Consider the following 21,747-nt stretch of genomic DNA (forward strand, 5'->3'; position numbering starts at 1 on the left):
CCGTCGAGTATGTGTTTCCAACAGGGGAGTTCCCATGTCATCCATCCGCTTTTTCACCAATGCTGAGGTGGCCGCTGTTCTGGATTATGCCGGGCTGATCGATGCGCTTCGCAGTGGCTTGGCCCACCCTGGCACTGCACCCAACCGGCAGGCTTACGCGCTACCCGAGGGACAGGCATCGCTGTTGAACATGCCGGTCTGGCAGAAAGGGCAGGGCATTGGCGTCAAGCTGGTGACTGTGTTTCCGGAAAATAGCCAACGCGATCTGCCTTCGGTTGCGGCAGTGTTTGCCTTGTTTGATGATGTGACAGGCCAGCCCCTTGCCTTGATGGAAGCCTCGGAACTGACAGCTCGGCGTACCGCCTGCACGTCAGCGTTGGCGGCTGACTATCTGGCCCGGCGGGATGCGTTGAGCCTGACCATCGTAGGTACGGGAACGCTAGCTGCCCACATGGTGCGTGCCCATACGGCTGTGCGTGATTACAGCCGGATCGAAATCTGGGGGCGTGATTACAGCAAGGCCAAAGCCCTTGCTGAGCGCCTGCAGGGGGAGGGCTATCCGGTTTCAGCAAGCGATAACCTGGCGCAGAGCGTAGGGCATGCCGATGTGGTTACGTGTGTTACCACCTCTCGAGAGCCGCTGGTGTTGGGCGAGTGGCTCACCCCCGGTTGCCACCTGGACCTGGTCGGTGCCTTTCTTCCCTCTATGCGTGAGACCGATTCAGCAGCCGTTGCGCGGGCACGCATCGTAGTGGATACCCGCGAGGGTGCTTTGGAGGAGGCAGGCGATTTACTGTTCGCGCTTGGTGATGGCGTGATCCAGGAAAGCGATCTCAACACAGAATTGAGGCACGTTCTGCAGGGGGATGGCGTACGCAGCGATGACCAGGAAATTACCTTGTTCAAATCCGTAGGCTATGCGGTAGAAGATCTGCTAGCTGCGCAGTACCTACTGCATAACATGTGACCTGTGAACAACACCCTTTAGCGCCATGTTTTAGCAGTTAAAGTCTGCTCTATTGGGCCAAGGTCCTGACTTACCCACGTTACACGTGGAGCACCTTGTGGATAACCCTAGGATACCTGTCTGCTGCCCTTAAAATATAAGGCTTACAGATAGATGGTTACTTTTTGATCAATCGTACAGAGGGTAGTAGTAACCAACCTCAGATAGTTATCAACATACCCACTAATAATATGAGCAAGCCTGTTGATAACACTTGGAAGACTCCACGCAAGCCGCATGTGGCAAGGCCTAGCGAGAATTGGTTAAAAAATGAGCGGTTATTTTCAAATGCAGGATGCTGGTTTTATACACGTTTTCGGCGAGCAAGGTTGTGTATAACCTTGGGGTACATGGCCAGACGCCATGTACCACCGTCTCTCTAGAGGCATGCTCAAAAAATGATCAACGCTGGAGTACGTCCGTTTATCCACGCTCCTAGGGTCGCTACGCCAGGTTTTTCATGCAGAAATCGCTGGGTTCAACGTTATGCACGGTTAACGCGAGTAAGCCTGTGAATAACATCTGAATGGTTGTACACAGCCCTTATACTGTCTGGCTCTTGAGAGGTCGATCAAAAAACAACCAGGATGCCAATAGCTGATTTTAGAGCTGTTTCGCTATAACTGTACCGCCTCAAGCGACAAAGAGTGCGTTACTCTCCGGGTATTTCCTTTCGACCTCAAGGAGCTGCATCGATGACTTCGACTTTGTTCATTACCGGCGCAACATCCGGCTTTGGCGCGGCTACTGCGCGCCGCTTTGCCAAGGATGGGTGGTCCCTGATCATTACTGGCCGTCGCGAGGATCGCCTGAGCGCGTTAGCAGAAGAGCTTTCTGCGCACACCAAGGTGCATCCGATTGTGCTGGACGTTCGGGATCGTGCAGCTGTCGAGGCGGCAGTCAACGGGTTGCCTGAAGAGTTTTCGACCCTGCGTGGTCTGGTCAACAATGCGGGGCTGGCCTTAGGTACTACACCTGCTCAGCAGTGCGATCTGGATGATTGGGACACCATGGTCGATACCAATATCAAGGGTGTCCTGTATTGCACGCGCTTGTTATTACCCAGACTGATTGCTTACGGTGCGGGCGCTGGCATCGTCAATCTGGGCTCGGTTGCCGGTAACTGGCCGTACCCGGGTAGCCATGTCTATGGCGCTACCAAGGCGTTCGTCAAACAGTTTACCTTGAACCTGCGCTGCGATCTGCAGGGCACAGGCGTCCGTGTGACCAACATCGAGCCGGGGCTTTCCGAGACTGAGTTCTCCGTGGTGCGCTTTGGTGGCGACAAGAGCAAGGCCGACGCCGTATATGCCGGAACTGACCCGCTGACACCGGATGATATCGCCGAGTCGATCCATTGGGCTTTGAACCAGCCCAAGCATGTCAATATCAATCGGATCGAGCTTATGGCGACCTGCCAAGCCTGGAACGGGTTCAATATTCATCGAAGCGAGTGACAGCATAATGACGGCAGAGTATGTCTCTGCCGTCTACGGTAGCTGTCGATACAGCTGAAACGATATAGCGCCGCTTATTGGCGTGTCCCATGCTTGAGAGCTTATACGCTCAAGGTCTTCTTGGAAGAGCTTTTCGTCTCATGCTGGCAAGGAGTCAGCATTCTGACACATAGGAGCAGAATGCCAGAATGATGACGCAGTAATGGCGTCAGGAATAACCATAATGCCATCATGGGTTGCGGCTCAATGGCCTTAGTAACCGGTTATCTTCTTTTCTCCCATCTCCTCGCTAAACCCCTTCCTTGAGGCGCTCAATTAAACGGGCGACGAACGGTCATCGCTTTGGCTGGCCTGTTTCTTGGTAATTGGCACGCCCCTTGAATAAGTACTGACGTGACGCCGCGTTAGGGTCACCGGGAACATTCAACTTTTGAAGTCTTATTAAGTTTAAGAGTTATTAGTAAGGCACAGTTAATTAGCTTAAAGAAGAATGTTTTCATCGCCATTCCTGGTATTGGCATTTCATTGCCGACTGAACTTTTTGCATCTTGTAGAAAGTTCATAAGAGTGCAATGCCCGACAATAACGGTTAATACGCTGTTTATTGTTGCTGCTGGTTTTGACCGGCAAATACTTTCCATAGCTCAGGGTTGAGTGCAGGGAAGTTCATTCGTAAGGATGAAGTTAATCCCGTGCCACTTATTGGCTCGGCCTAGATACAACTCAACGTGAAACGCGACTGTTGCGCCAGCCCTTCAATAATGGGCTATGGAACGCTCGTGCTAAAAAACACTAGCAGTTTGGTGAATAGATGAAAACTTCTGCTTCTTTTGTTTTAAATAAAATCAGTTCCACCCGTTTTTTTAAGAAAGTTCTTCCGTTGGCTGCTGCCGTAGCCTTGACCAGCCCTGCTGTACATGCAGAACAGGTTGATCTGGTAGGTTTAAACCTGTCAGGTGCAGGTTTTGCTGCCCAGGTATTGCCAGGTATCGACGGTACCAACTACATTTTCCCGGTTGAATCCTATTTCCAGCAGTGGAACGCCAAGGGTATCAAGCTGATCCGCTTTCCCATCATCTGGGAGCGCCTGCAGCCGACCCTGGGTGGCGCACTGGACCATACCTATACCGCGCTGATCGACCGTACGTTCGGCTATGCCAACAAATACGGTATGAAGATCATCCTGGACCTGCATAACTACACCATGTATCGCGGCACCATCATTGGTACGGGTAACGTGAGCTACAACCACTACCAGCAGATCATGACCCTGATCGCCCAGCGCTGGAGCGGCCAGCCGTCCCTGTATGCCTATGACATCATGAACGAGCCGCATGATTCGATGACCCAGTGGCCCATCATGGCTCAGTACGGCATCAATGGCGTTCGTTCGGTGGACAAGGTCAAGCCGATCATGATCGAAGGTAACGGCTGGTCCGAAGCGACCCGTTGGCCATGGTGGAACGATTCCCTGCTGAACCTGAAGGATCCGTCCAACAACCTGATCTTCCAGGCGCATTCGTATTTTGACGAGGATGCCGGTGGTAACTACACCGCCATCGACGTGAACAAGCTGGACGCCAACTACGGCGTCGAGCGTGTGAAGCCGTTCGTGGAGTGGCTGAAGAAAAATGGCAAGAGGGGCATGATCGGCGAATTCGGTGTACCGGATAACAATCCGCGCTGGAATCTGCTCATGGACAACATGCTGGCCTACCTGAAGCAGAACTGTATTCCTGCTACGTACTGGGCTGCAGGTCCAGGCTGGGGCAGCTACTTCCTGTCGGTCGAGCCGATCAACGGGCAGGATCGTCCTCAGTGGCCGACCCTGAAGAAGTACATCGATAACACTACCTGTACAGCGATTGGCCCGTTCACGGCACCGGTTGCGACGACGCCTACTCCGGCTCCGACACCCACCGTGCCTTCAACCAGTACAGGCTATTCGAGCGCTATCAACAACTTCACCAATGCAGACTGGCTCAACGGTGTATACAGAAAGGCAGCAGGCTTCTCCGTAGCGGCGACATCAGGCAACACGGCAGCATTCAAGGTAGGTACTTCGGTACGTCTGGCGAATGGCCTCGTAACCAAAATCTCGTCCGTTCAGGTAGTGGGTAGCAACATGAGCGTCTGGGTAAACAGCTCGGCACTGGATGGCGCCGTTGTGGGTTATCCGAACAAGCTGACCGTGGCGGACGCGGCAGGTACGGGGGCGACTACCCCTGCGCCGACGCCAGCCCCGACTGCACCCGCACCGACGCCTGCGCCAACCGCTCCGGCCGTTGTTGCGACCAGTACGATGAACAATTTCACCAATACTGATTGGCTGAACGGTGTCATGCGCAAGGCGGCTGCGATTTCGCTTCCGGCAACGACAGCCAACACGTCAGCCTTCAAGACCGGTGCTTCGGTACGGTTGGCCAATGGGCAGGTCTACAAGATCAAGTCAGTTCAGATGGTGGGTAGCAACATGAGTGTTTTCCTGGACACCCCGACGCTTCTCAACGGTTCCGCCGTTGGTTATCCAAACGCGCTGACGGTAGTTAGCCAGTAACCGATCCGGAAACACAGAACGGGGATGTTTAAGTCCCCGTTTTTATTAAGTCCGACTCTTCATCCCAGGCGTTTTCCTTACGTTGGTAAGGCGATGCCTTAGGGCAAATTGTTCTTGGATAACATGCTGGCCTATTTGAAGCAGAATTGCGTTCCAGCCACTTATTGGGCAGCCAGCCCGGGTTGGGGACGCTGAAAAGTACACTAACACCGCTAGCTGTACATCGTACGGTCCGTTTTAACAGTCGATACGGTTACAAGTGCATAAGCCCGGCCTACTGGTCCGGGCTTTTTGCTGTCGGGCCCTTTTGGGTTCAGATCTAAATCCTTGATCCAGTAGATAAATTTCCCTTCTCTCGACGAGCGGTCGCCCTGATCACAGCGCAAACGCTTATGGTTGCGTCCCCCCGGTTAACACGACCCGGATGATGGCTAAAGGCCGCATGCTGGCTGGGTTTTCCCAGGACCGGTCCCTGTATCGATATTGGCCTGCGCAAGGTATTTATCGGGTCAGCCAACGTGCTGTAAAAGGCTTGGCAGGCACTGAATGTCCTGCGTTTTCGATGCCATGCGATACCTCTCGGCGGGCGTTTTCATACCCCCGTTCATTATTCGCCATTCCTGGTATTGGCAAATAGTTGCGTTTCGACTGTGCGGGCAATGCCTGTTCACCGATACGCATGCCCTCAATGGCGGCTTTTTAGGCCGTTCATTGTTGTCGCTAGCTCGATGATTAGCTGGCAAATACTTCCATCACTCAGGGTTGAGGTCGGGAAGTTCATCGTAAGGATGAAATAACCGTCGGCTAAAATAATATAGCCGGTCAATTGGGACTTTTTTATATGGCTCTTTTGAGTCAGGGCATTGTTCGCGCGTAAAAAAGTTACTGGCAATTTGGTGAATATGAGTTTTTTATCTGTAACCCAACATTTTGGTATAACGCGAGGCGTATCTAAGGCACTTTCAATATGTGCGTTACTGGCTCTGGGAAGTACAACAGTACAGGCCGAGCAGGTTAATCTCGTTGGACTTAATATGGCAGGTGCCGAGTTTGCAGGTACGGTGTTGCCGGGTATTAACGAGAAGAACTATATCTTTGCCAAGGAAGAGACCTTCAAGAACTGGAGTGCAAGAGGAATCAGGCTGGTCCGCTTTCCCGTTCTGTGGGAGCGGCTTCAGCCGGGGCTGGGATATTCCCTCGATCAGACCTACGCATCACTGATTTCCCGTTCACTGGACTATGCCCACAAATACAACATCCGGGTCATTCTGGATCTGCATAATTATGCGCGCTATCGCGGCCATATCATCGGTACGAGCAGCGTACCGTATTATCGCTTCGAGAATGTCTGGAACCGGATCGCTCAGAAGTGGGGTAGCCACCCGGCCATTTATGGCTACGACATCATGAATGAGCCCAATGGCGCCGTGGCGTACTGGCCTACAGCGGCGCAGTACGCCATCAACGGGATCCGGCAGGCTGACAAGGCTCACCTGATCTTTGTGGAAGGCAATGCCTGGGCCAGCGCCGAACGGTGGCCGGTGTGGAGCGACTCTCTCAAGGACTTGAAGGATCCTGTCAACAAGCTGATCTATGAGGCGCACGTCTATTTCGACGCCGATGGCGGTGGTTCCTACACCCAGCTGAGCGCTGACAGTTTGTCTGCCCAGGCTGGCGTCAATCGGGTGAAGCCCTTTGTGGAGTGGCTCAAGCAGAACAACAAGAAGGGCTTTATTGGAGAGTTTGGCGTACCGGATAACGATTCCCGCTGGAATGTGGTCATGGACAACATGCTGACCTACCTCAAGCAGCATTGCGTACCGGCTACCTACTGGGCCGCCGGTCCGGGTTGGGGTAATTACAGTTTGTCCGTCGAGCCTATCAACGGACAAAGCCGCCCGCAGTGGCCCACGTTGAGAAAGCATCTGAACGACACCAGCTGTACCGCAATCGGTCCGGGCCGGTAAAACTGTTTCAACGAGACTATACAGCCGGGCGTTGGGAGGGCCCGGCTGTTGATAACGTCAAGGCTCCACCTGCTGCTTCAGCCAGCCGGGATAATGGTTGCGTGTAGCCTCAGGCCATCTCGGTGGGCAGCGAGTACCCAGGTAGGCTGCCACCGCGTTCAAATGTGCTGCTAGAACGTGCCGATCACCAAAGGCCTCAAGCCCCAGCGTCCAGCCGGCCGCATGGCCATCAACCCAGAGTTGAGTCAGTTCTACGGTACAGCCTGCGGACGGCATGGCTTCGTAAGGGGATTCGTTTTCATCCAATGCGATTTCACGCAGAGCGGCCTGCTCGACCGTAAACAGGCGAAGCCAGCGCTGCTTATGAATGGCAACCGTAGGATGCGGTGTCAGCGTCAATGCCTCGGAATGCCATTTATGCCATAACTCGACAGGCCCCTTGAACGGCGAGACGTCCAGAGTATGCCAGTCAGGTATGACCAGCCCCTTTACCTCAACGGTTGAGTCTCCACGGGTTTTGATACCGAGGTCGGATTGACTGGCGTCCCTGAGGTAGTGGTGCATCTTGCGTATTCCACCTCCCGGTGGCTGATCCCACAGATCGGACCGGTGAAACCAGTCGATCAGATCAGTACCCGGCAGTGCGGGCCAAAACCAGCGGACTTCAGCGGAAAGCGGCATGGCGTGCTCCTGGTATGAAGAGAGGGCGGCGGACGTGCTAATTTCCGACCCGTTCCGAAAGACACGTGCTAGCATCCGTCCACGCTCCGGATGACGTTTAACCCATTGATCCGGGGTGCCGCATTATTACTAGCCTCATTGAGCACCGCACAGACGTTTCTTCCCGCTGAGTTGTACTCGGCTTTCCTGGCGTGGTTTCCAGCGCGCGCGACGCTCATTGGCTAGACCTCATGGCTCAGCGCCCGTTTCCTGGCGTTGAATGAATGTAAGGAGTTCTACGTGCAATTTCTCCATACCCTGGTCAACGACCTCAATGGCCTTGTCTGGGGCGTGCCGATGCTGGTACTGATCCTGTGCACGGGTCTTTATCTGATGCTACGCCTCAAACTGATGCCGATCGTAAGACTGGGCACCGGCTTTCGCCTGTTGTGGCAGGGCCGGACCAAGGATGACGACGAAAGCGGTGAGATCAGCCCTTTCCAGGCCTTGATGACCTGCCTGGCTGCCACCGTGGGAACCGGCAACATCGCGGGTGTTGCTACCGCGATCTTCCTGGGTGGCCCCGGCGCGCTGTTCTGGATGTGGTGTACCGCACTGGTTGGCATGGCTACCAAATATGCCGAAGTGGTATTGGCTGTGCATTTTCGTGAAAAGGACGAGCGTGGCGAGCATGTCGGCGGCCCGATGTATGCCATCCGCAACGGCCTGGGCAAGCGCTGGGCCTGGCTAGGCGGCGCCTTTGCCCTGTTCGGTGGGTTGGCCGGGTTCGGTATCGGCAACATGGTGCAGGTCAACAGTATGGCGCAGGCCCTGGAGACAACCTTTTCCGTGCCACTGTGGCTGACCGGTGTCGCGACCATGGTGGTTGTGGGGCTCGTGATCCTGGGCGGTATTAAGCGGATCGGGGCGGTCGCCTCGTCCCTAGTCCCTGCCATGTGCATAGGCTATATCATTGCGGCCATTGCCGTGCTGGTGACCCATGCGTCCGAAATTCCTCATGCGCTCAGCCTGGTCTTCACCCATGCCTTCACTCCGGCGGCGGCGACGGGCGGCTTCGCAGGGGCGGCGGTCATGGCTGCCATTCGCTTCGGGGTGGCGCGTGGCGTCTTCTCCAACGAAGCCGGGTTGGGTACCGCCGGTATCGCCCAGGCAGCCGGTACGACCAACAGCGCCGTACGCTCGGGCATGATCGGTATGCTCGGAACGTTTATCGATACTCTGATCATATGCACCATGACGGGTCTTACCATTATCTGCTCCGGCGTCTGGACGAGCGGGCAGAGTGGGGCGGCCTTGTCAGCGGCGGCCTTCGAGACGGCGCTGCCCGGTTTTGGCGGCATCATCCTGACCATCGCCCTGGTGGTATTCGCCTTTACCACCATCCTGGGGTGGAGCTATTACTGCGAGCGCTGCTGGGAGTTTCTTGCGGGTACCAAGACCATTCTGCCGTTCCGGATCATCTTCGTGCTGGCAGTTCCCTTTGGGGCAATTGCACAGTTGGACTTCGCCTGGCTGCTGGCCGATACGCTCAATGGTCTGATGGCCATTCCTAACCTGATCTCGCTGCTGTTGCTCAGTCCGGTGGTGCTCCGGCTGACGCGAGAATACTTCGCCAGCAAATAAACGAAGGCTCGCTGCGGCGAGCCTTTTTCATTGAGGCTCGCGAGGCCCGGACCTGGAAAATGGGTGAAAATCGCTATGCTGTGGTCCAAACGCTAACGCTGTTTTCCTGGCCTTTCTGGATAGAGCATTCCGATGTCCCGATCTTCGCTTGAGCATTCCTGTTCTCACCCGCACGTCTTCAACGAGGGAAACCCGCTGGCGGAAAAGAATACCCGCCGCGCCGTGATTTTCACCGCCATCATGATGGTGATCGAGATTGCGGGCGGCTGGGCCTTCAACTCCATGGCACTGCTGGCGGATGGCTGGCACATGAGTTCCCACGTGCTGGCGCTGGGGCTTTCGCTGTTCGCCTATGCGGCGGCCAGACGGTATGCGACCGACGCACGCTTTGCCTTTGGAACATGGAAAATGGAGGTGCTGGCTGGCTATACCAGTGCGCTGGCGCTGATTGGCATCGCTCTGTTGATGCTGTATGAATCCGTGATCAGGCTCGTGACACCTGCTCCGATTCACTATACGCAGGCCATCGCCATCGCCATTCTGGGATTGCTGGTCAATCTGGTGTGTGCGTGGCTGCTCAAGGATTCTCACGGGCATGATCATGATCATGGTCACGATCATCATCATGTCCACGGTGAGCATCAGGACCTGAATCTGCGTTCGGCCTACATCCATGTCATTACTGATGCGGCAACCTCCGTCCTGGCTATCGTCGCGCTGATTGGCGGCATGCTCTGGGGGGCCAGCTGGCTCGACCCGGTCATGGGAATCGTAGGCGGCATACTGGTCGCCATCTGGGCCGTTGGGCTCATCAAGCAAACCGGGCGTGTGCTGCTGGATGCGCAGATGGACGATCCGGTGGTACAGGAGGTCAGGGATGTGATCGCAGAGAGCCCTATCGAGGCCAAGATCTGTGATCTGCATGTCTGGAAGGTAGGTAAGGGCAAGTACGCCTGCATCGTCAGCATCGCCACGACCAGTGATGCCTCGCCTGAAGACTTCAAACAGCAGCTTTCCGTCCATGAAGAGCTTGTCCACATCACGGTTGAGATCAACAGAGACGGGATCTGTCCGGTACGCTGAGGAGGTAGGCGACAGCGGCAAGTGATATAACCGGGTCTTGGTCAACGACAGGATTCAACATGCCTTCTTCCGAGCCTCGCTTGTCGCTTCCTGCCCCGGTAGGCCTGTTTCAGGCGTTTCTATTCTGGCTCAAGCTGGGCTTTATCAGCTTTGGCGGACCGGCTGGGCAGATCGCAATCATGCATCAGGAGTTGGTGGAGCGCCGACGCTGGATTTCCGAGCGGCGCTTTCTCCATGCGCTCAACTACTGCATGGTACTGCCCGGACCTGAAGCCCAACAATTGGCGACCTATATCGGCTGGTTGATGCACCGGACCTGGGGTGGGGTGATCGCCGGAGCGCTCTTTATATTGCCTTCGCTGCTTATCCTGATCACCCTGTCATGGATCTATCTGGCCTGGGGCAACGCTCCGGTTGTGGCAGGTATCTTCTACGGCATCAAGCCAGCGGTGACCGCCATTGTTGTGCAGGCGGCCCATCGCATCGGAACACGTACCTTGAAAAACCATTGGCTCTGGCCCATTGCGGCGGCTTCGTTCATCGCCTTGTTTGCCTTCAACGTGCCGTTTCCCCTGATCGTACTATCTGCGGCGGTTATTGGCTTTCTTGGAGGCAGGTACGCTCCGGAGCGGTTCAGGGTAGGGGGAGAGCATGCCAATCAGGCGGCTTCGTTCGGACCCGCGCTGATCGATGATGACACGCCACCGCCAGCGCATGCCCGTTTTCGCTGGTCGCGGCTGGCGCAACTGTTAATCATGGGTATATTTCTCTGGATCGTGCCGATGCTGACCTTGGTCTATCTGTTTGGCTGGACTCATACCTTCACCCAGATGGGCTGGTTTTTTACCAAGGCTGCACTGCTGACCTTTGGCGGTGCCTATGCGGTATTGCCCTATGTATATCAGGGTGCCGTCACACACTACGGCTGGCTGAGCCCAAGCCAGATGATCGATGGTCTTGCCCTGGGTGAAACCACACCCGGACCATTGATCATGGTGGTGGCGTTTGTCGCGTTTTTAGGCGGATATGGGCAGGTGGCATTAGGGGACGAGCACATGTTTGCCGCCGGGGCATTGGCTGCCGTGCTGGTGACCTGGTTTACCTTTCTGCCTTCGTTTCTTTTCATTCTGGCCGGCGGGCCTCTGGTGGAGTCCACCCATAATGTGGTGGGCTTCACAGCTCCGCTCACCGCCATTACCGCGGCGGTCGTCGGCGTAATCCTGAATCTGGCCTTGTTCTTCGGCTACCACGTATTCTGGCCGCAGGGCTTGAGCGGATCGTTCGACCTACTCTCCGCTCTAATCACACTGCTGGCAGCGATAGCGCTCTTCCGGTTCAAGCGCACAGTTATGGAAGTGCTGCTAGCCTGTGCAACAGTAGGGTTGTTAATGCACGCCGTATTCATGTGACAAGGAGCAGCTTGGCTGCAGAAGAGAGGATGCACTATGGCTAACCATTCAGACGATTTTCTCAAACTTGCAGCCGACGCCAAGTCTCGTATTCGGCAGGTTTCGCCCGTTGAAGCCGAGCAACTGGTCGATCAGGGCGCGCTGCTTCTGGACGTTCGGGAGCGGGACGAGTTCGAACGGGGGCACCTGGACGGCGCGACCCACATGAGCCGGGGGATTCTTGAGATGCACATCGGCGAACTGGCAGCCAACAAGGCCACATCGATCGTCTGCTATTGCGGTGGCGGTAACCGGGGAGCGTTGGCCGCCGAAAGCCTGCAGCGCATGGGATACACCCAAGTCGTCTCCATCGAGGGAGGCCTTGCGGCCTGCAATACCCAGAAAGACTGATCAACGAGCAATAAAAAACGCAGGGCATCTTAGATACCCTGCGTTTTGAGAAGGCTGTGTACCGGCAGAGCGGTACACAGTCAAACTTACACCTGGCGGATCAGATAATCGAATGCAGCTAGGGAAGCCTTCGCACCTTCGCCGACCGCGATCACGATCTGCTTGTACGGTACGGTTGTTACGTCGCCGGCCGCAAAGATACCCGGCAGCGAGGTTTCGCCACGGCTATCTACAACGATCTCGCCACGGGGCGACAGCTCGACGGTGCCCTTGAGCCATTCGGTGTTGGGGACCAGACCGATCTGGACGAAGATACCTTCCAGGTCGATGGACTTGAACTCACTGGAGTTGCGGTCCTTGTAGGTCAGGCCAACCACTTTCTGGCCATCGCCTTTCACTTCGCTGGTCAGGGCACTGGTGATCACGGTCACGTTCGGCAGGCTGTGCAGCTTGCGCTGTAGTACCGCATCCGCACGCAGCTGGCTGTCAAACTCGATCAGGGTCACGTGTGCCACGATACCGGCCAGGTCGATTGCCGCTTCCACACCGGAGTTGCCGCCACCGATAACTGCAACGCGCTTGCCCTTGAACAGCGGGCCGTCGCAATGCGGGCAGTAGGCTACACCACGGTTACGGTATTCCTTCTCACCCGGGACATTCATTTCACGCCAACGAGCGCCGGTGGAAATGATCAGCGTCTTGGACTTGAGCGAAGCACCATTGGCAAACTTGACTTCGTGCAGCTGGCCCGCCTCGGTGGCAGGGATCAGTTGCTCGGCACGCTGCAGGTTCATGATGTCGACGTCGTACTGCTTCACGTGCTCTTCAAGGGCTACGGCCAGTTTCGGGCCTTCGGTTTCCTTGATGGAAATGAAGTTTTCAATCGCCAGAGTATCGAGTACCTGACCGCCAAAACGCTCGGCTGCAACACCGGTACGAATGCCTTTACGGGCAGCATACACAGCAGCGGAAGCACCGGCAGGACCACCACCGATAACCAGTACGTCAAAGGCATCCTTGGCGCTGAGCTTTTCAGCGTCACGGGCACTGGCGCCGGTATCGAGCTTGGCCAGAATTTCTTCCAGACCCATGCGGCCCTGACCGAACGGCTCGCCGTTCAGGTAGATGCTGGGCACGGCCATGATCTGGCGCTCGGTAACTTCGTCCTGGAACAGCGCACCGTCGACCGCAACGTGGCGGATGTTCGGGTTCAGTACGGCCATCAGGTTCAGCGCCTGAACAACGTCCGGGCAGTTCTGGCAGGACAGCGAGAAGTAGGTTTCGAAATTGAATTCGCCCTTGAGCGAGCGGATCGCTTCCAGAGTATCTGCACTGGCCTTGGACGGGTGACCGCCCACTTGCAGCAGCGCCAGAACCAGCGAGGTGAACTCGTGACCCATGGGCAGACCGGCAAAGCGCAGGCTGATGTTCTCACCCGGACGGTTCAGGGCAAACGAAGGTGTGCGAGCATCATTGCCATCGGTGCGCAGGGTGATCTTGTCAGTCAGGCTGACGATGTCCTGGAGCAGACCCAACATTTCTTGAGATTTAGCGCCGTCATCAAGGGACGCGACGATCTCGAAGGGTTTGGTAACCTTTTCCAGATAGGCTTTAAGCTGAGTTTTAAGACTGGCGTCCAACATGAGGCATTACCTCTCGACAAATTTCGGGAATAAAAACGCCCGGACGTATTCCGCCCGGGCGTTCGGGCACTAGAGGGAGCCGGAAGCCGGCTCCTAAGCGCAGATAACCGTGTGTTGGCGTTTAGATCTTGCCAACCAGGTCCAGAGACGGGCTCAGAGTAGCTTCGCCTTCTTTCCACTTGGCAGGGCAAACTTCGCCCGGGTGGGAGGCAACGTACTGAGCAGCCTTGACCTTACGCAGCATTTCGGACGCGTCGCGGCCGATGCCGTTGTCGTGTACTTCACACAGCTTGATCTGGCCTTCCGGGTTGATCAGGAAAGAACCACGCAGTGCCATGCCTTCTTCTTCGATCAGAACATCGAAGTTGCGAGCCAGGGTAGCTGTTGGGTCGCCAACCAGGGCGTACTGAACTTTCTTGATAGCGTCGGAAGTGTCGTGCCACGCTTTGTGAGCGAAGTGGGTATCGCACGATACGCCGTAGATCTCTACGCCCAGCTTTTGGAATTCAGGGTACAGGTCAGCCAGGTCTTCCAGCTCAGTCGGGCAAACGAAGGTGAAGTCAGCTGGGTAGAAAACAACCAGGGACCACTTGCCTTTGAAGTCAGCTTCAGTCAGATCGATGAACTTGCCATCCTTGTACGCTGTAGCTTTAAACGGTTTGATCTCGGAATTGATCAAAGACATCACTGAATCTCCATCAGGGGTTAAGAATTGGCGAGGGATAAGATACTCGCTTATGCACATTAGACTTAATTGAATGTGGGCATCAATCTCATAAGTTTGACCTATCCACGCATTCAAGATCATTAAGTCTTTCTTTCAGGCAGAGTACTTGGAGGTATCTGAGGTCAACAAACACTGCCGCAAGCGCTAGTGGTATGGCTGAATTATCAGAATTCAAGCGCCTAGACGCACTAGCTCGGACATTTTGTGAAAAACAGCTGTTGAGCATTGGGCTGAAAAATATGGTTTCCTTGCCGATCGTGTTCGTTAAACAGGATGACGAAGGAGAAACATGTCAGGAGCCGCATTCGTCCAGTTGTTTCCTGAGGGCTTCGACTTCCCAAGCAGATTCACTTCACTGTTGATCGCTGTCTTTTCAGGTTGCCGACCTGAACCTGCCCAGCGTGGAGGGCATTAGTCATGGCGATCAGGCGCGTCATTACCCAGTGGTTTGCCCGCTATTTCTCCCAAGATGAAGCGGTGGTTCTCAGCGTCTTGCTCATCTTGGGCTTTGCTCTGGTCATGTTGTTGGGCAAGCCCCTGGCGCCGTTCCTGACGGCGCTGGTCGTCGCCTTTCTCCTACAGGGTGGCGTCAGCCGTCTGGAGCACTGGAGAGTACCCCGGATTTGGGCAATATCGCTCATGTTCCTGTCTTTTTTAGGCATATTCCTGGGCCTCTTGTTGTTTGTGCTCCCGCTGGTATGGGATCAGCTGGTGACGCTGTTGCAAGAGTCGCCCCGGATGTTTGCTCAGGCTCAGGTCCTCTTGGATGAGCTTCAGCAGCGCTATCCCAGTGTCGTTACTCATGAGCAGATTCAGGGCTGGATCGGGACGGCAGGCAGTGAGCTGACTGCCCTTGCGCAACGAGCGGTCCGGCTGTCGTTGACCTCGCTGGGCAATATCATCGCCTTTGGTACGTTTCTGGTACTGGTGCCGATCCTGGTGTTTTTCATGCTCAAGGACAAGGACCTGCTGGTGGGCTTCTTCCTGTCCGTACTTCCCCGTAAGCGGACCCTGATGACCCGAGTATGGAAGGAGGTCGACGAGCAGATCGCCAACTATGTGCGCGGCAAGGTCATCGAGATTGTGATCGTGGCGGCGGTTAGCTACGCCACGTTTTATATCCTGGGGTTGCCCTATGCCATGTTGCTCGGGCTGGTGGTCGGTCTGTCCGTGCTGATTCCCTTCATTGGTGCTGCCGTCGCGACCTTGCCCGTTGCGGCTGTGGCAGGCTTTAGCTTTGGTCTGGGCGATCAGTTCCTGTATGCGATTCTGGCTTACACCATCATTCAGATACTGGATGGAAATGTATTGTCACCGCTGCTGTTTTCAGGTGCCGTCAATCTGCATCCGGTAGCCATTATCCTGGCCATTCTCTTTTTTGGCGGCACGCTGGGCTTTTGGGGAATCTTCTTTGCGATCCCGCTGGCGACCCTGTTCAAGGCGCTTTGGAGCGCCTGGCCGCGGGATGCCGTGGTCGTATCCAATAACAACACATCAGAGAAAAGCCCTTAAGGCTTCGATTACATTTTCAGGAGTGAGGTTGAAAAGATGCAAGACAACAAGATCCGGGGCTCGAATGGCCTCCAGGCCTTTTACAGGGCCTTTCTGACGAGCGAGGCCTCAGGCGGATTGCTTCTGATGGCCGTGGCAGCCATTGCTTTGATTGTGGCGAATTCGCCGCTGGCCAGTGTGTACTTCAGCACCCTGGAGCGCTACGTGCTGGGCATGAGTGTCCTGCACTGGATCAACGATGCGCTCATGGCCGTCTTCTTCCTGCTGGTCGGGCTCGAAATCAAACGTGAAATGCTGGTCGGGCAGTTGTCCACTTGGGGACGGCGTGCACTGCCAGGGCTGGCGGCATTAGGCGGGGCGGTCGTGCCAGCGGTGATTTATGCGGCACTCAACCATGACGATGCGCATTTGCTTCAAGGCTGGGCGATCCCCACGGCAACCGATATCGCCTTTGCACTCGGGGTACTCTCCCTGCTGGGCTCGCGTATTCCGGTATCGCTCAAGATCTTCCTGACCGCGCTTGCGATTCTCGACGACCTGTTCGCCGTGTGCATCATTGCGGTGTTCTACACGGCAGATCTGTCCCTGCCGATGTTGGGACTGGCGGGTCTCACCCTGCTGGTGCTGATTGCCATGAACAAGCTGGGCGTAACGCGAATCCTGCCATATCTGCTGGTCGGTATCGTGTTGTGGTTCTTCGTGTTCAAATCGGGCGTACACGCGACACTGGCCGGGGTAGCGCTGGCCCTGACCATCCCGCTGCGTACCGGCTCGAAGCATCCGCCGCTGGAGCGTCTTGAGCATACATTGCACCCTTATACCGCGTTTCTGGTCATTCCGATCTTTGGATTCGCCAACGCCGGTGTCTCGTTCAATGGCGTGAGCCTTGCCTCCGTGATGGGCTCGGTTCCGCTGGGGATCGCGCTGGGCCTCTTGGTTGGCAAGCAGGTGGGCGTATTCTCGTTTGCCTGGTTGAGTATTCGCCTGGGACTGGCCGAACTGCCGGAACATGCCACCTGGAAGCAGCTGTACGGGATCGGCCTGCTGTGTGGAATCGGCTTCACGATGAGCCTCTTCATCGGCCTGCTGGCATTCCCCAATTCGCCAGAACTGGTGGATGCGGTCAAGATCGGTGTACTGCTGGGGTCGATTACGTCCGGCTGTCTGGGTGCGCTTATGCTGATTGCGGTCGGCAAAAAGAAAAACGCCTAAGAGCAAAGGGCACCGGAAGGTGCCCTTTTTGCATCATGTGGTGATGTTAACGAGCTTGATTTCTCGTACATCTATCTCATTCCAGACGCGACCCGTGACATAGGGGTCGCTCTTCAACCAGAGGTCCAATGCCTCGCGACTCTCGAATTCGACATGTACGGTCGAGCCTACCATTCGACCTTCATCGTTCAGAATGGCCCCGCCGCTGATAAATGTTCCTTCCTTGGCCATGGCTCGAATTCCTTCCAGATGAGCCTGGCGATTTTCCAGTCGACGATTAAAGGCCTCTGGATCGGTATGGTCGTAGGCGGTTACTACAAATTGCATGGTGGCTCCTGTTTTTAATTGTGTTGGTGGAGATCAGTCCAGGCGATTCGAGTGCCTGACAGTTCTGTCTTATAAACCAGCGCAAGTGTCTAGGATGAATACCATTCATCGTATTACACCGTTCGATGGATATTCGTAAAGACGGATTTGCACGAATCTTCGCCTCCGTATCTCCAGGCTGGAGATCAGGTTGTTACCGTGGGGCACTGCCATACGTGTTCGCGCGGGTGAGTAGGATGATCCGTTGCCGGGATGCTGGACATCGAACCTGCCGATCAACTGTTACAGGAGTCACTGGGCACGCCTTCACGTGTGCCTTCATGAGTAGTTAATGGTTTTACAGCTTTGCCTTTTGCTCAGCTTATCGGCCTTACGACTAATCAAGGAAAGTACTCATGTCTACGCTCAAGCCTTTGGCATTAATTCTTCTCGTCTCCCTTGGTACTACCGCCTTTGCTGCCAGCCATAGTGCCACCCAGGCGCAGGATGGCGATAACAACGAAGTTATCCTTGAACAGAGCGGGCAGGGCAATACTGCGACGCAGACCCAGGCTGGCTCAGCGCATCGCTCCGCCATTACCCAGAATGGGTCCATTAATTCGGCTGAAACGACGCAGCTAGGACTTGAAAATGCGGTCGCTCTCTACCAGACGGGTGATAGCAACATAGCTCAGGTCTACCAGGAGAGCTTTATCTATGGGCATAGCGCTACCGTTACCCAGTTGGGCGATACGAACCACGTGACGCTGTACCAGCAGAACGGTAATGGCTCCGTGGCGACTCTGTACCAAGAGGGCAACAACAATATCCATGACGTTGAACAGAACGGTGAAGGTTTCAAGGAGCTGGTAGCGCGTATGGTAGGTACCGGCAATAGGCTTGATGCTATTCAACGCAATGAGGGTGTATTTGCACAGACTATCCAGACCGGAGACAACAACCTCATCAGTCTGGATCAGACTGGCAGTATGGGCGGAAGCTGGACCACGATTACCCAAGACGGCAACAGCAACCTGGCGTCGGTAACGCAGACCTCGGGCCGCTACCCTGCTGGGCGAGTGACGCTGACGCAGGACGGCGATGCCAATACGTCGACCATCAGTCAGCGTGGCGGCTTTGACGTCGTTGAGTTTACCCAGGAGGGTAGCAACAACGAGTTGAATGTCGATCAGTTCAGCACTAACGGAGCCATTTCCGGGCGTTCAGTCGGTGACAACAACGTTGCCAGCATCATGCAAGGTGACTACTACACGAAGGTAGATCTGGTGCAGGAGGGTGATGCCAACCTGGCCACGATCAACCAGGGCGGCAGTGGAAGTATCGCAACCGTCAATCAAATGGGCTCTGCCAATCAGGTTGCGCTGACGCAAACCGGTATAGCTGGTGTATTCGGTGAAGGGAGCGCAGCGACCGTCATGCAGAGCGGTACCGGCAACGTGGCCAGGATTACCCAGCAGTAGCAGTCAGTAGAGTATTTGGGGCTGTTACTGCCTGCCCAAGCGTAGCGGTCCCATTTACCTAGAGGGCGTAGGGGCCATTCCCTGCGCTCGGTACGGGCCTTAGTGGTTAACTTATTCGTCTAGAGGGATCTCTCATGTTCAAACTCAAACCCCTAGTTGTAGCATTGCTGATGCTCTCCGGCAGCTATGCCCTGGCTGCAAACAACACCGCTACCCAAACGCAGGACGGTAATTACAACGAAACGACACTGGAGCAGACGGGCGAAGGCAATACCGCTACCCAAACTCAAGAGGGCAACGGACATCGCTCGGCTATTACTCAGAATGGGGCCACCAATGCGGCTGAAACAACGCAGCTGGGGCTTGGGAATACGGTTGATCTTTATCAGACAGGAAATAGCAACGTAGCCCAGGTCTACCAGCAGAGCTTCGATCTAGAGCATAGCGCCACTGTTACCCAGTTGGGCGATACAAACACCGTAGCGTTGTATCAGCAAGGCGGTAATGGCGCTGTCGCTACGCTGTATCAGGAAGGCAGCAACAATACGCACAATGTTGAGCAGAACGGCTATGGCGGCAACGAGCTGACAGCACGTACGGTGGGTAATGGCAACGCTCTGAATGCTATACAACGGCACGGAATGCAGGCAGAGGCGATACAGACAGGCGATAACAATGTTATCAACCTGGATCAAACCGGCGGCTCCTCAGGTGGTACAGCCACAATCCAGCAGAACGGCAATGAAAACCTGGCTTCCGTTACCCAAAGCTCAGGTCGCTATCCTGCGACCAGTGTGGCATTAGCGCAGGAAGGTGATACCAATACCGCCACGATCAATCAAAACGGCGGATTTAGTACGGTTGATTTTGCCCAGCAGGGCAATAATAACGACCTGACAATTGATCAGTTTAGTATCAGCGGCACCATTACAGGACGCTCTACGGGCAATGACAACGTGGCTGCTATTACCCAGGACCTGTATTTCGCTCGTGTAGATCTCGTACAGGAGGGTGACGGTAACCTCGCCACAATCGACCAGTCTGGCAACAACAGCCTGGCTGTGGTCAGCCAGATAGGCTTCTCCAATCAGGTTGCCATTACTCAGGCCACGCCAGTAGATATAAACGGCAACTCAGCTACCGTCCTGCAGAACGGTACAGGAAACATTGCCAGGATTACCCAGCAGTGATGTAAGCAGCTGGCGCTGACATGGTTAGCGCCAGCCCTGAGTACTGGGCTGGTAAGGCCAGAGTTCGCCCGTTCGTGTGACCTCATAGAGGTACTTCTACATGTTTACGCTCAAGCCCTTGGTTATGGCACTGCTGATACTCTCAGGCAGTTATGCCCTTGCCGCAAATAACACTGCTATCCAAACACAAGACGGTAACTACAACGATACTCTTCTGAAGCAGGCCGGTGAGGGTAATAACGCTGCCCAGATTCAAAGGGGTGACTTCAGTCGCTCGGAAGTTGTGCAGACCGGTAACGGTAATTCAGCTCAAATCGAGCAGGTATCCCAGGCTTCTACCCCTGAAAACAGTCTGCGGCTTGAACAGATTGGCAATCAGAACACCGCGCTGCTCAATCAACAGAACCTGGGATACGGACATCAGGCTACTGTTTTGCAGCGAGGAGATGGCAATGACATAACGCTTTACCAACAGGACGGCAATGGCTCGGTTGCCAGCTTGTATCAGGAGGGGAATGGGAACATCCATAACATCCAGCAGCTGCGCTACGGCAATGAATTAAGCGTAACGAGTGTGGGTAATGGAAATAGCGCAACCACTACGCAGTATGGAGGCGGACCTGCGCATGCTGAGCAGCGAGGCGAGGGTAATTCGGTTGAGCTGACCCAAAGTGTAGGCTACGCCGGGGGCAATATCGAGGTCTACCAAAAGGGTACAAACCAGGCGGCGACGCTTTATCAAACCTCGTCGCGGTATGGGCAAATCGACTTGATCCTGAATCAGGTAGGTGATGGCAATACAGCCAACTTGGCTCAACGTTCCGATATGGCAACGCTTGAGTTCGTTCAGGATGGCACTGGCAATGATCTGGTTGCAGACCAAGGCATCTGGCGAGGCTCTTTGGGCGGCGCCATGGTTGGAAATGGCAACGTCATAGAAGCCAGTCAAGTGGGGACATACTTGAATGCATGGCTGGAGCAGAACGGTGATAACAACCGTATAGCTGTCTCTCAAAGAGGGCTTGGTCATACCGCGTCTGTTCGTCAGACCGGAACAGGAAACGAGACTGCCATTACGCAAGATGATTACGTTAGTGATTACGAGCCTAACAGCAGTGCCTATGTCCTTCAGGAAGGAGAGGCAAACAGCGCTGTGTTGAACCAAAGCTTTGGGCCTTTGGCGAGAGGTTTTATCGAGCAAGCCGGAGCAGCCAACCAGGCGACTATAGATCACAGCAATATTGAGGGTTGGACAACAGCCGGCATTCAGCAGACTGGGGATAACCATAAGGCCTCGATTACTCAACATGACACGGTAGGGTTCGACGAGGCCACAATTACCCAGCAGGTGGCAGGTAATGTAGCGAGTATCACTCAAGGCGGCCTGCTCAATGGCGAAGTAGTGGTCGGTGAGCGTGTAGCCACTATCTCTCAAACCGGTATGAACAATGTGGCTTCGGTTATTCAGCAATAACCGACGGTGCAGGTGTTGTCCTGAATGAG

General features: G+C 55.1%; 17 protein-coding genes. 13 read left to right on the forward strand and 4 right to left on the reverse strand.

The genetic code is table 11. From position 1 onward, the window contains the following. The first annotated feature begins 34 nt into the window (after positions 1–34). From JQR86_RS02410 to JQR86_RS02425, 4 genes are all read left to right on the forward strand, one after another. The gene (locus JQR86_RS02410; protein ID WP_181123619.1) at positions 35–967 is read left to right on the forward strand and encodes an ornithine cyclodeaminase family protein; all 933 of its coding nucleotides are present in this window, start codon (positions 35–37) and stop codon (positions 965–967) included. Positions 968–1,701: 734 nt separating this feature from the next. After that, complete coding sequence (locus JQR86_RS02415; RefSeq protein WP_122041551.1) at positions 1,702–2,463, forward strand: SDR family oxidoreductase; 762 nt, start codon at positions 1,702–1,704, stop codon at positions 2,461–2,463. A gap of 811 nt (positions 2,464–3,274) precedes the next feature. Further along, the gene (locus tag JQR86_RS02420; protein ID WP_434154253.1) at positions 3,275–5,020 is read left to right on the forward strand and encodes a glycoside hydrolase family 5 protein; all 1,746 of its coding nucleotides are present in this window, start codon (positions 3,275–3,277) and stop codon (positions 5,018–5,020) included. 1,034 nt (positions 5,021–6,054) lie between these two features. After that, entirely contained in the window at positions 6,055–6,987 is a 933-nt protein-coding gene (locus JQR86_RS02425) for a glycoside hydrolase family 5 protein (protein WP_312271777.1), read from the forward strand. A gap of 57 nt (positions 6,988–7,044) precedes the next feature. Here the strand turns inward: JQR86_RS02425 and JQR86_RS02430 are convergent, their stop codons facing one another. Continuing rightward, on the reverse strand, positions 7,045–7,668 hold the full coding sequence (locus tag JQR86_RS02430; protein ID WP_434154254.1) for a hypothetical protein: 624 nt from the start codon (positions 7,666–7,668) through the stop codon (positions 7,045–7,047). 336 nt (positions 7,669–8,004) lie between these two features. Between JQR86_RS02430 and JQR86_RS02435 the strand changes: the two genes are divergently transcribed. From JQR86_RS02435 to JQR86_RS02450, 4 genes are all read left to right on the forward strand, one after another. Continuing rightward, the gene (locus JQR86_RS02435) at positions 8,005–9,291 is read left to right on the forward strand and encodes an alanine/glycine:cation symporter family protein (protein WP_404627274.1); all 1,287 of its coding nucleotides are present in this window, start codon (positions 8,005–8,007) and stop codon (positions 9,289–9,291) included. A gap of 132 nt (positions 9,292–9,423) precedes the next feature. Continuing rightward, a complete protein-coding gene (gene dmeF / locus JQR86_RS02440; RefSeq protein ID WP_434154255.1) occupies positions 9,424–10,374 on the forward strand; it encodes a CDF family Co(II)/Ni(II) efflux transporter DmeF in 951 nt (316 codons plus the stop codon). A gap of 59 nt (positions 10,375–10,433) precedes the next feature. Then, positions 10,434–11,783 (forward strand): chromate efflux transporter, encoded by a 1,350-nt coding sequence (gene chrA / locus JQR86_RS02445; RefSeq protein WP_434154256.1) that lies wholly within the window; start codon positions 10,434–10,436, stop codon positions 11,781–11,783. Between the two features lie 36 nt (positions 11,784–11,819). Continuing rightward, on the forward strand, positions 11,820–12,173 hold the full coding sequence (locus JQR86_RS02450) for a rhodanese-like domain-containing protein (RefSeq protein ID WP_434154257.1): 354 nt from the start codon (positions 11,820–11,822) through the stop codon (positions 12,171–12,173). Between the two features lie 86 nt (positions 12,174–12,259). On the opposite strand, the gene ahpF is transcribed toward JQR86_RS02450, so the two are convergent. Together ahpF and ahpC are read right to left on the reverse strand one after the other, a co-directional pair. Next, the gene (gene ahpF, locus JQR86_RS02455; protein ID WP_010795880.1) at positions 12,260–13,816 is read right to left on the reverse strand and encodes an alkyl hydroperoxide reductase subunit F; all 1,557 of its coding nucleotides are present in this window, start codon (positions 13,814–13,816) and stop codon (positions 12,260–12,262) included. 121 nt (positions 13,817–13,937) lie between these two features. Next, entirely contained in the window at positions 13,938–14,501 is a 564-nt protein-coding gene (ahpC, locus tag JQR86_RS02460; protein WP_010795879.1) for an alkyl hydroperoxide reductase subunit C, read from the reverse strand. A gap of 465 nt (positions 14,502–14,966) precedes the next feature. On the opposite strand from ahpC, the gene JQR86_RS02465 reads away from it, so the two are divergent. Together JQR86_RS02465 and nhaA are read left to right on the forward strand one after the other, a co-directional pair. Then, on the forward strand, positions 14,967–16,055 hold the full coding sequence (locus tag JQR86_RS02465) for an AI-2E family transporter (protein WP_434154823.1): 1,089 nt from the start codon (positions 14,967–14,969) through the stop codon (positions 16,053–16,055). A gap of 36 nt (positions 16,056–16,091) precedes the next feature. Then, positions 16,092–17,267 (forward strand): Na+/H+ antiporter NhaA, encoded by a 1,176-nt coding sequence (nhaA, locus tag JQR86_RS02470; RefSeq protein ID WP_010795877.1) that lies wholly within the window; start codon positions 16,092–16,094, stop codon positions 17,265–17,267. A 33-nt stretch (positions 17,268–17,300) separates the two neighbouring features. On the opposite strand, the gene JQR86_RS02475 is transcribed toward nhaA, so the two are convergent. Further along, the gene (locus tag JQR86_RS02475; protein ID WP_434154258.1) at positions 17,301–17,594 is read right to left on the reverse strand and encodes a YciI family protein; all 294 of its coding nucleotides are present in this window, start codon (positions 17,592–17,594) and stop codon (positions 17,301–17,303) included. Positions 17,595–17,989: 395 nt separating this feature from the next. Between JQR86_RS02475 and JQR86_RS02480 the strand changes: the two genes are divergently transcribed. The 3 genes from JQR86_RS02480 to JQR86_RS02490 all read left to right on the forward strand — a co-directional run bounded on the left by JQR86_RS02480 (position 17,990) and on the right by JQR86_RS02490 (position 21,718). Then, positions 17,990–19,054 carry a hypothetical protein gene (locus tag JQR86_RS02480; protein ID WP_434154259.1) on the forward strand — a complete coding sequence of 355 codons (1,065 nt, stop codon included), beginning with the start codon at positions 17,990–17,992 and terminating at the stop codon, positions 19,052–19,054. A gap of 134 nt (positions 19,055–19,188) precedes the next feature. Beyond that, entirely contained in the window at positions 19,189–20,244 is a 1,056-nt protein-coding gene (locus tag JQR86_RS02485; protein ID WP_286787753.1) for a hypothetical protein, read from the forward strand. Positions 20,245–20,344: 100 nt separating this feature from the next. Beyond that, positions 20,345–21,718, forward strand: a complete 1,374-nt coding sequence (locus JQR86_RS02490) for a hypothetical protein (protein WP_434154260.1) — start codon at positions 20,345–20,347, stop codon at positions 21,716–21,718. Positions 21,719–21,747: the final 29 nt, after the last annotated feature.

It is taken from the genome of Pseudomonas sp. JZ134, from assembly GCF_051027695.1.
GTDB lineage: Bacteria > Pseudomonadota > Gammaproteobacteria > Pseudomonadales > Pseudomonadaceae > Chryseomonas > Chryseomonas luteola.

What these genes read in the sequence shown, in the direction of transcription:
- JQR86_RS02410 (WP_181123619.1), top strand. Translation starts at nt 35, where the DNA reads ATGTCATCCATCCGCTTTTTCACCAATGCTGAGGTGGCCGCTGTTCTG.
- JQR86_RS02415 (WP_122041551.1), top strand. Translation starts at nt 1,702, where the DNA reads ATGACTTCGACTTTGTTCATTACCGGCGCAACATCCGGCTTTGGCGCG.
- JQR86_RS02420 (WP_434154253.1), top strand. Translation starts at nt 3,275, where the DNA reads ATGAAAACTTCTGCTTCTTTTGTTTTAAATAAAATCAGTTCCACCCGT.
- JQR86_RS02425 (WP_312271777.1), top strand. Translation starts at nt 6,055, where the DNA reads ATGGCAGGTGCCGAGTTTGCAGGTACGGTGTTGCCGGGTATTAACGAG.
- JQR86_RS02430 (WP_434154254.1), bottom strand. Translation starts at nt 7,668, where the DNA reads ATGCCGCTTTCCGCTGAAGTCCGCTGGTTTTGGCCCGCACTGCCGGGT.
- JQR86_RS02435 (WP_404627274.1), top strand. Translation starts at nt 8,005, where the DNA reads ATGCTGGTACTGATCCTGTGCACGGGTCTTTATCTGATGCTACGCCTC.
- dmeF (WP_434154255.1), top strand. Translation starts at nt 9,424, where the DNA reads ATGTCCCGATCTTCGCTTGAGCATTCCTGTTCTCACCCGCACGTCTTC.
- chrA (WP_434154256.1), top strand. Translation starts at nt 10,434, where the DNA reads ATGCCTTCTTCCGAGCCTCGCTTGTCGCTTCCTGCCCCGGTAGGCCTG.
- JQR86_RS02450 (WP_434154257.1), top strand. Translation starts at nt 11,820, where the DNA reads ATGGCTAACCATTCAGACGATTTTCTCAAACTTGCAGCCGACGCCAAG.
- ahpF (WP_010795880.1), bottom strand. Translation starts at nt 13,816, where the DNA reads ATGTTGGACGCCAGTCTTAAAACTCAGCTTAAAGCCTATCTGGAAAAG.
- ahpC (WP_010795879.1), bottom strand. Translation starts at nt 14,501, where the DNA reads ATGTCTTTGATCAATTCCGAGATCAAACCGTTTAAAGCTACAGCGTAC.
- nhaA (WP_010795877.1), top strand. Translation starts at nt 16,092, where the DNA reads ATGCAAGACAACAAGATCCGGGGCTCGAATGGCCTCCAGGCCTTTTAC.
- JQR86_RS02475 (WP_434154258.1), bottom strand. Translation starts at nt 17,594, where the DNA reads ATGCAATTTGTAGTAACCGCCTACGACCATACCGATCCAGAGGCCTTT.
- JQR86_RS02480 (WP_434154259.1), top strand. Translation starts at nt 17,990, where the DNA reads ATGTCTACGCTCAAGCCTTTGGCATTAATTCTTCTCGTCTCCCTTGGT.
- JQR86_RS02485 (WP_286787753.1), top strand. Translation starts at nt 19,189, where the DNA reads ATGTTCAAACTCAAACCCCTAGTTGTAGCATTGCTGATGCTCTCCGGC.
- JQR86_RS02490 (WP_434154260.1), top strand. Translation starts at nt 20,345, where the DNA reads ATGTTTACGCTCAAGCCCTTGGTTATGGCACTGCTGATACTCTCAGGC.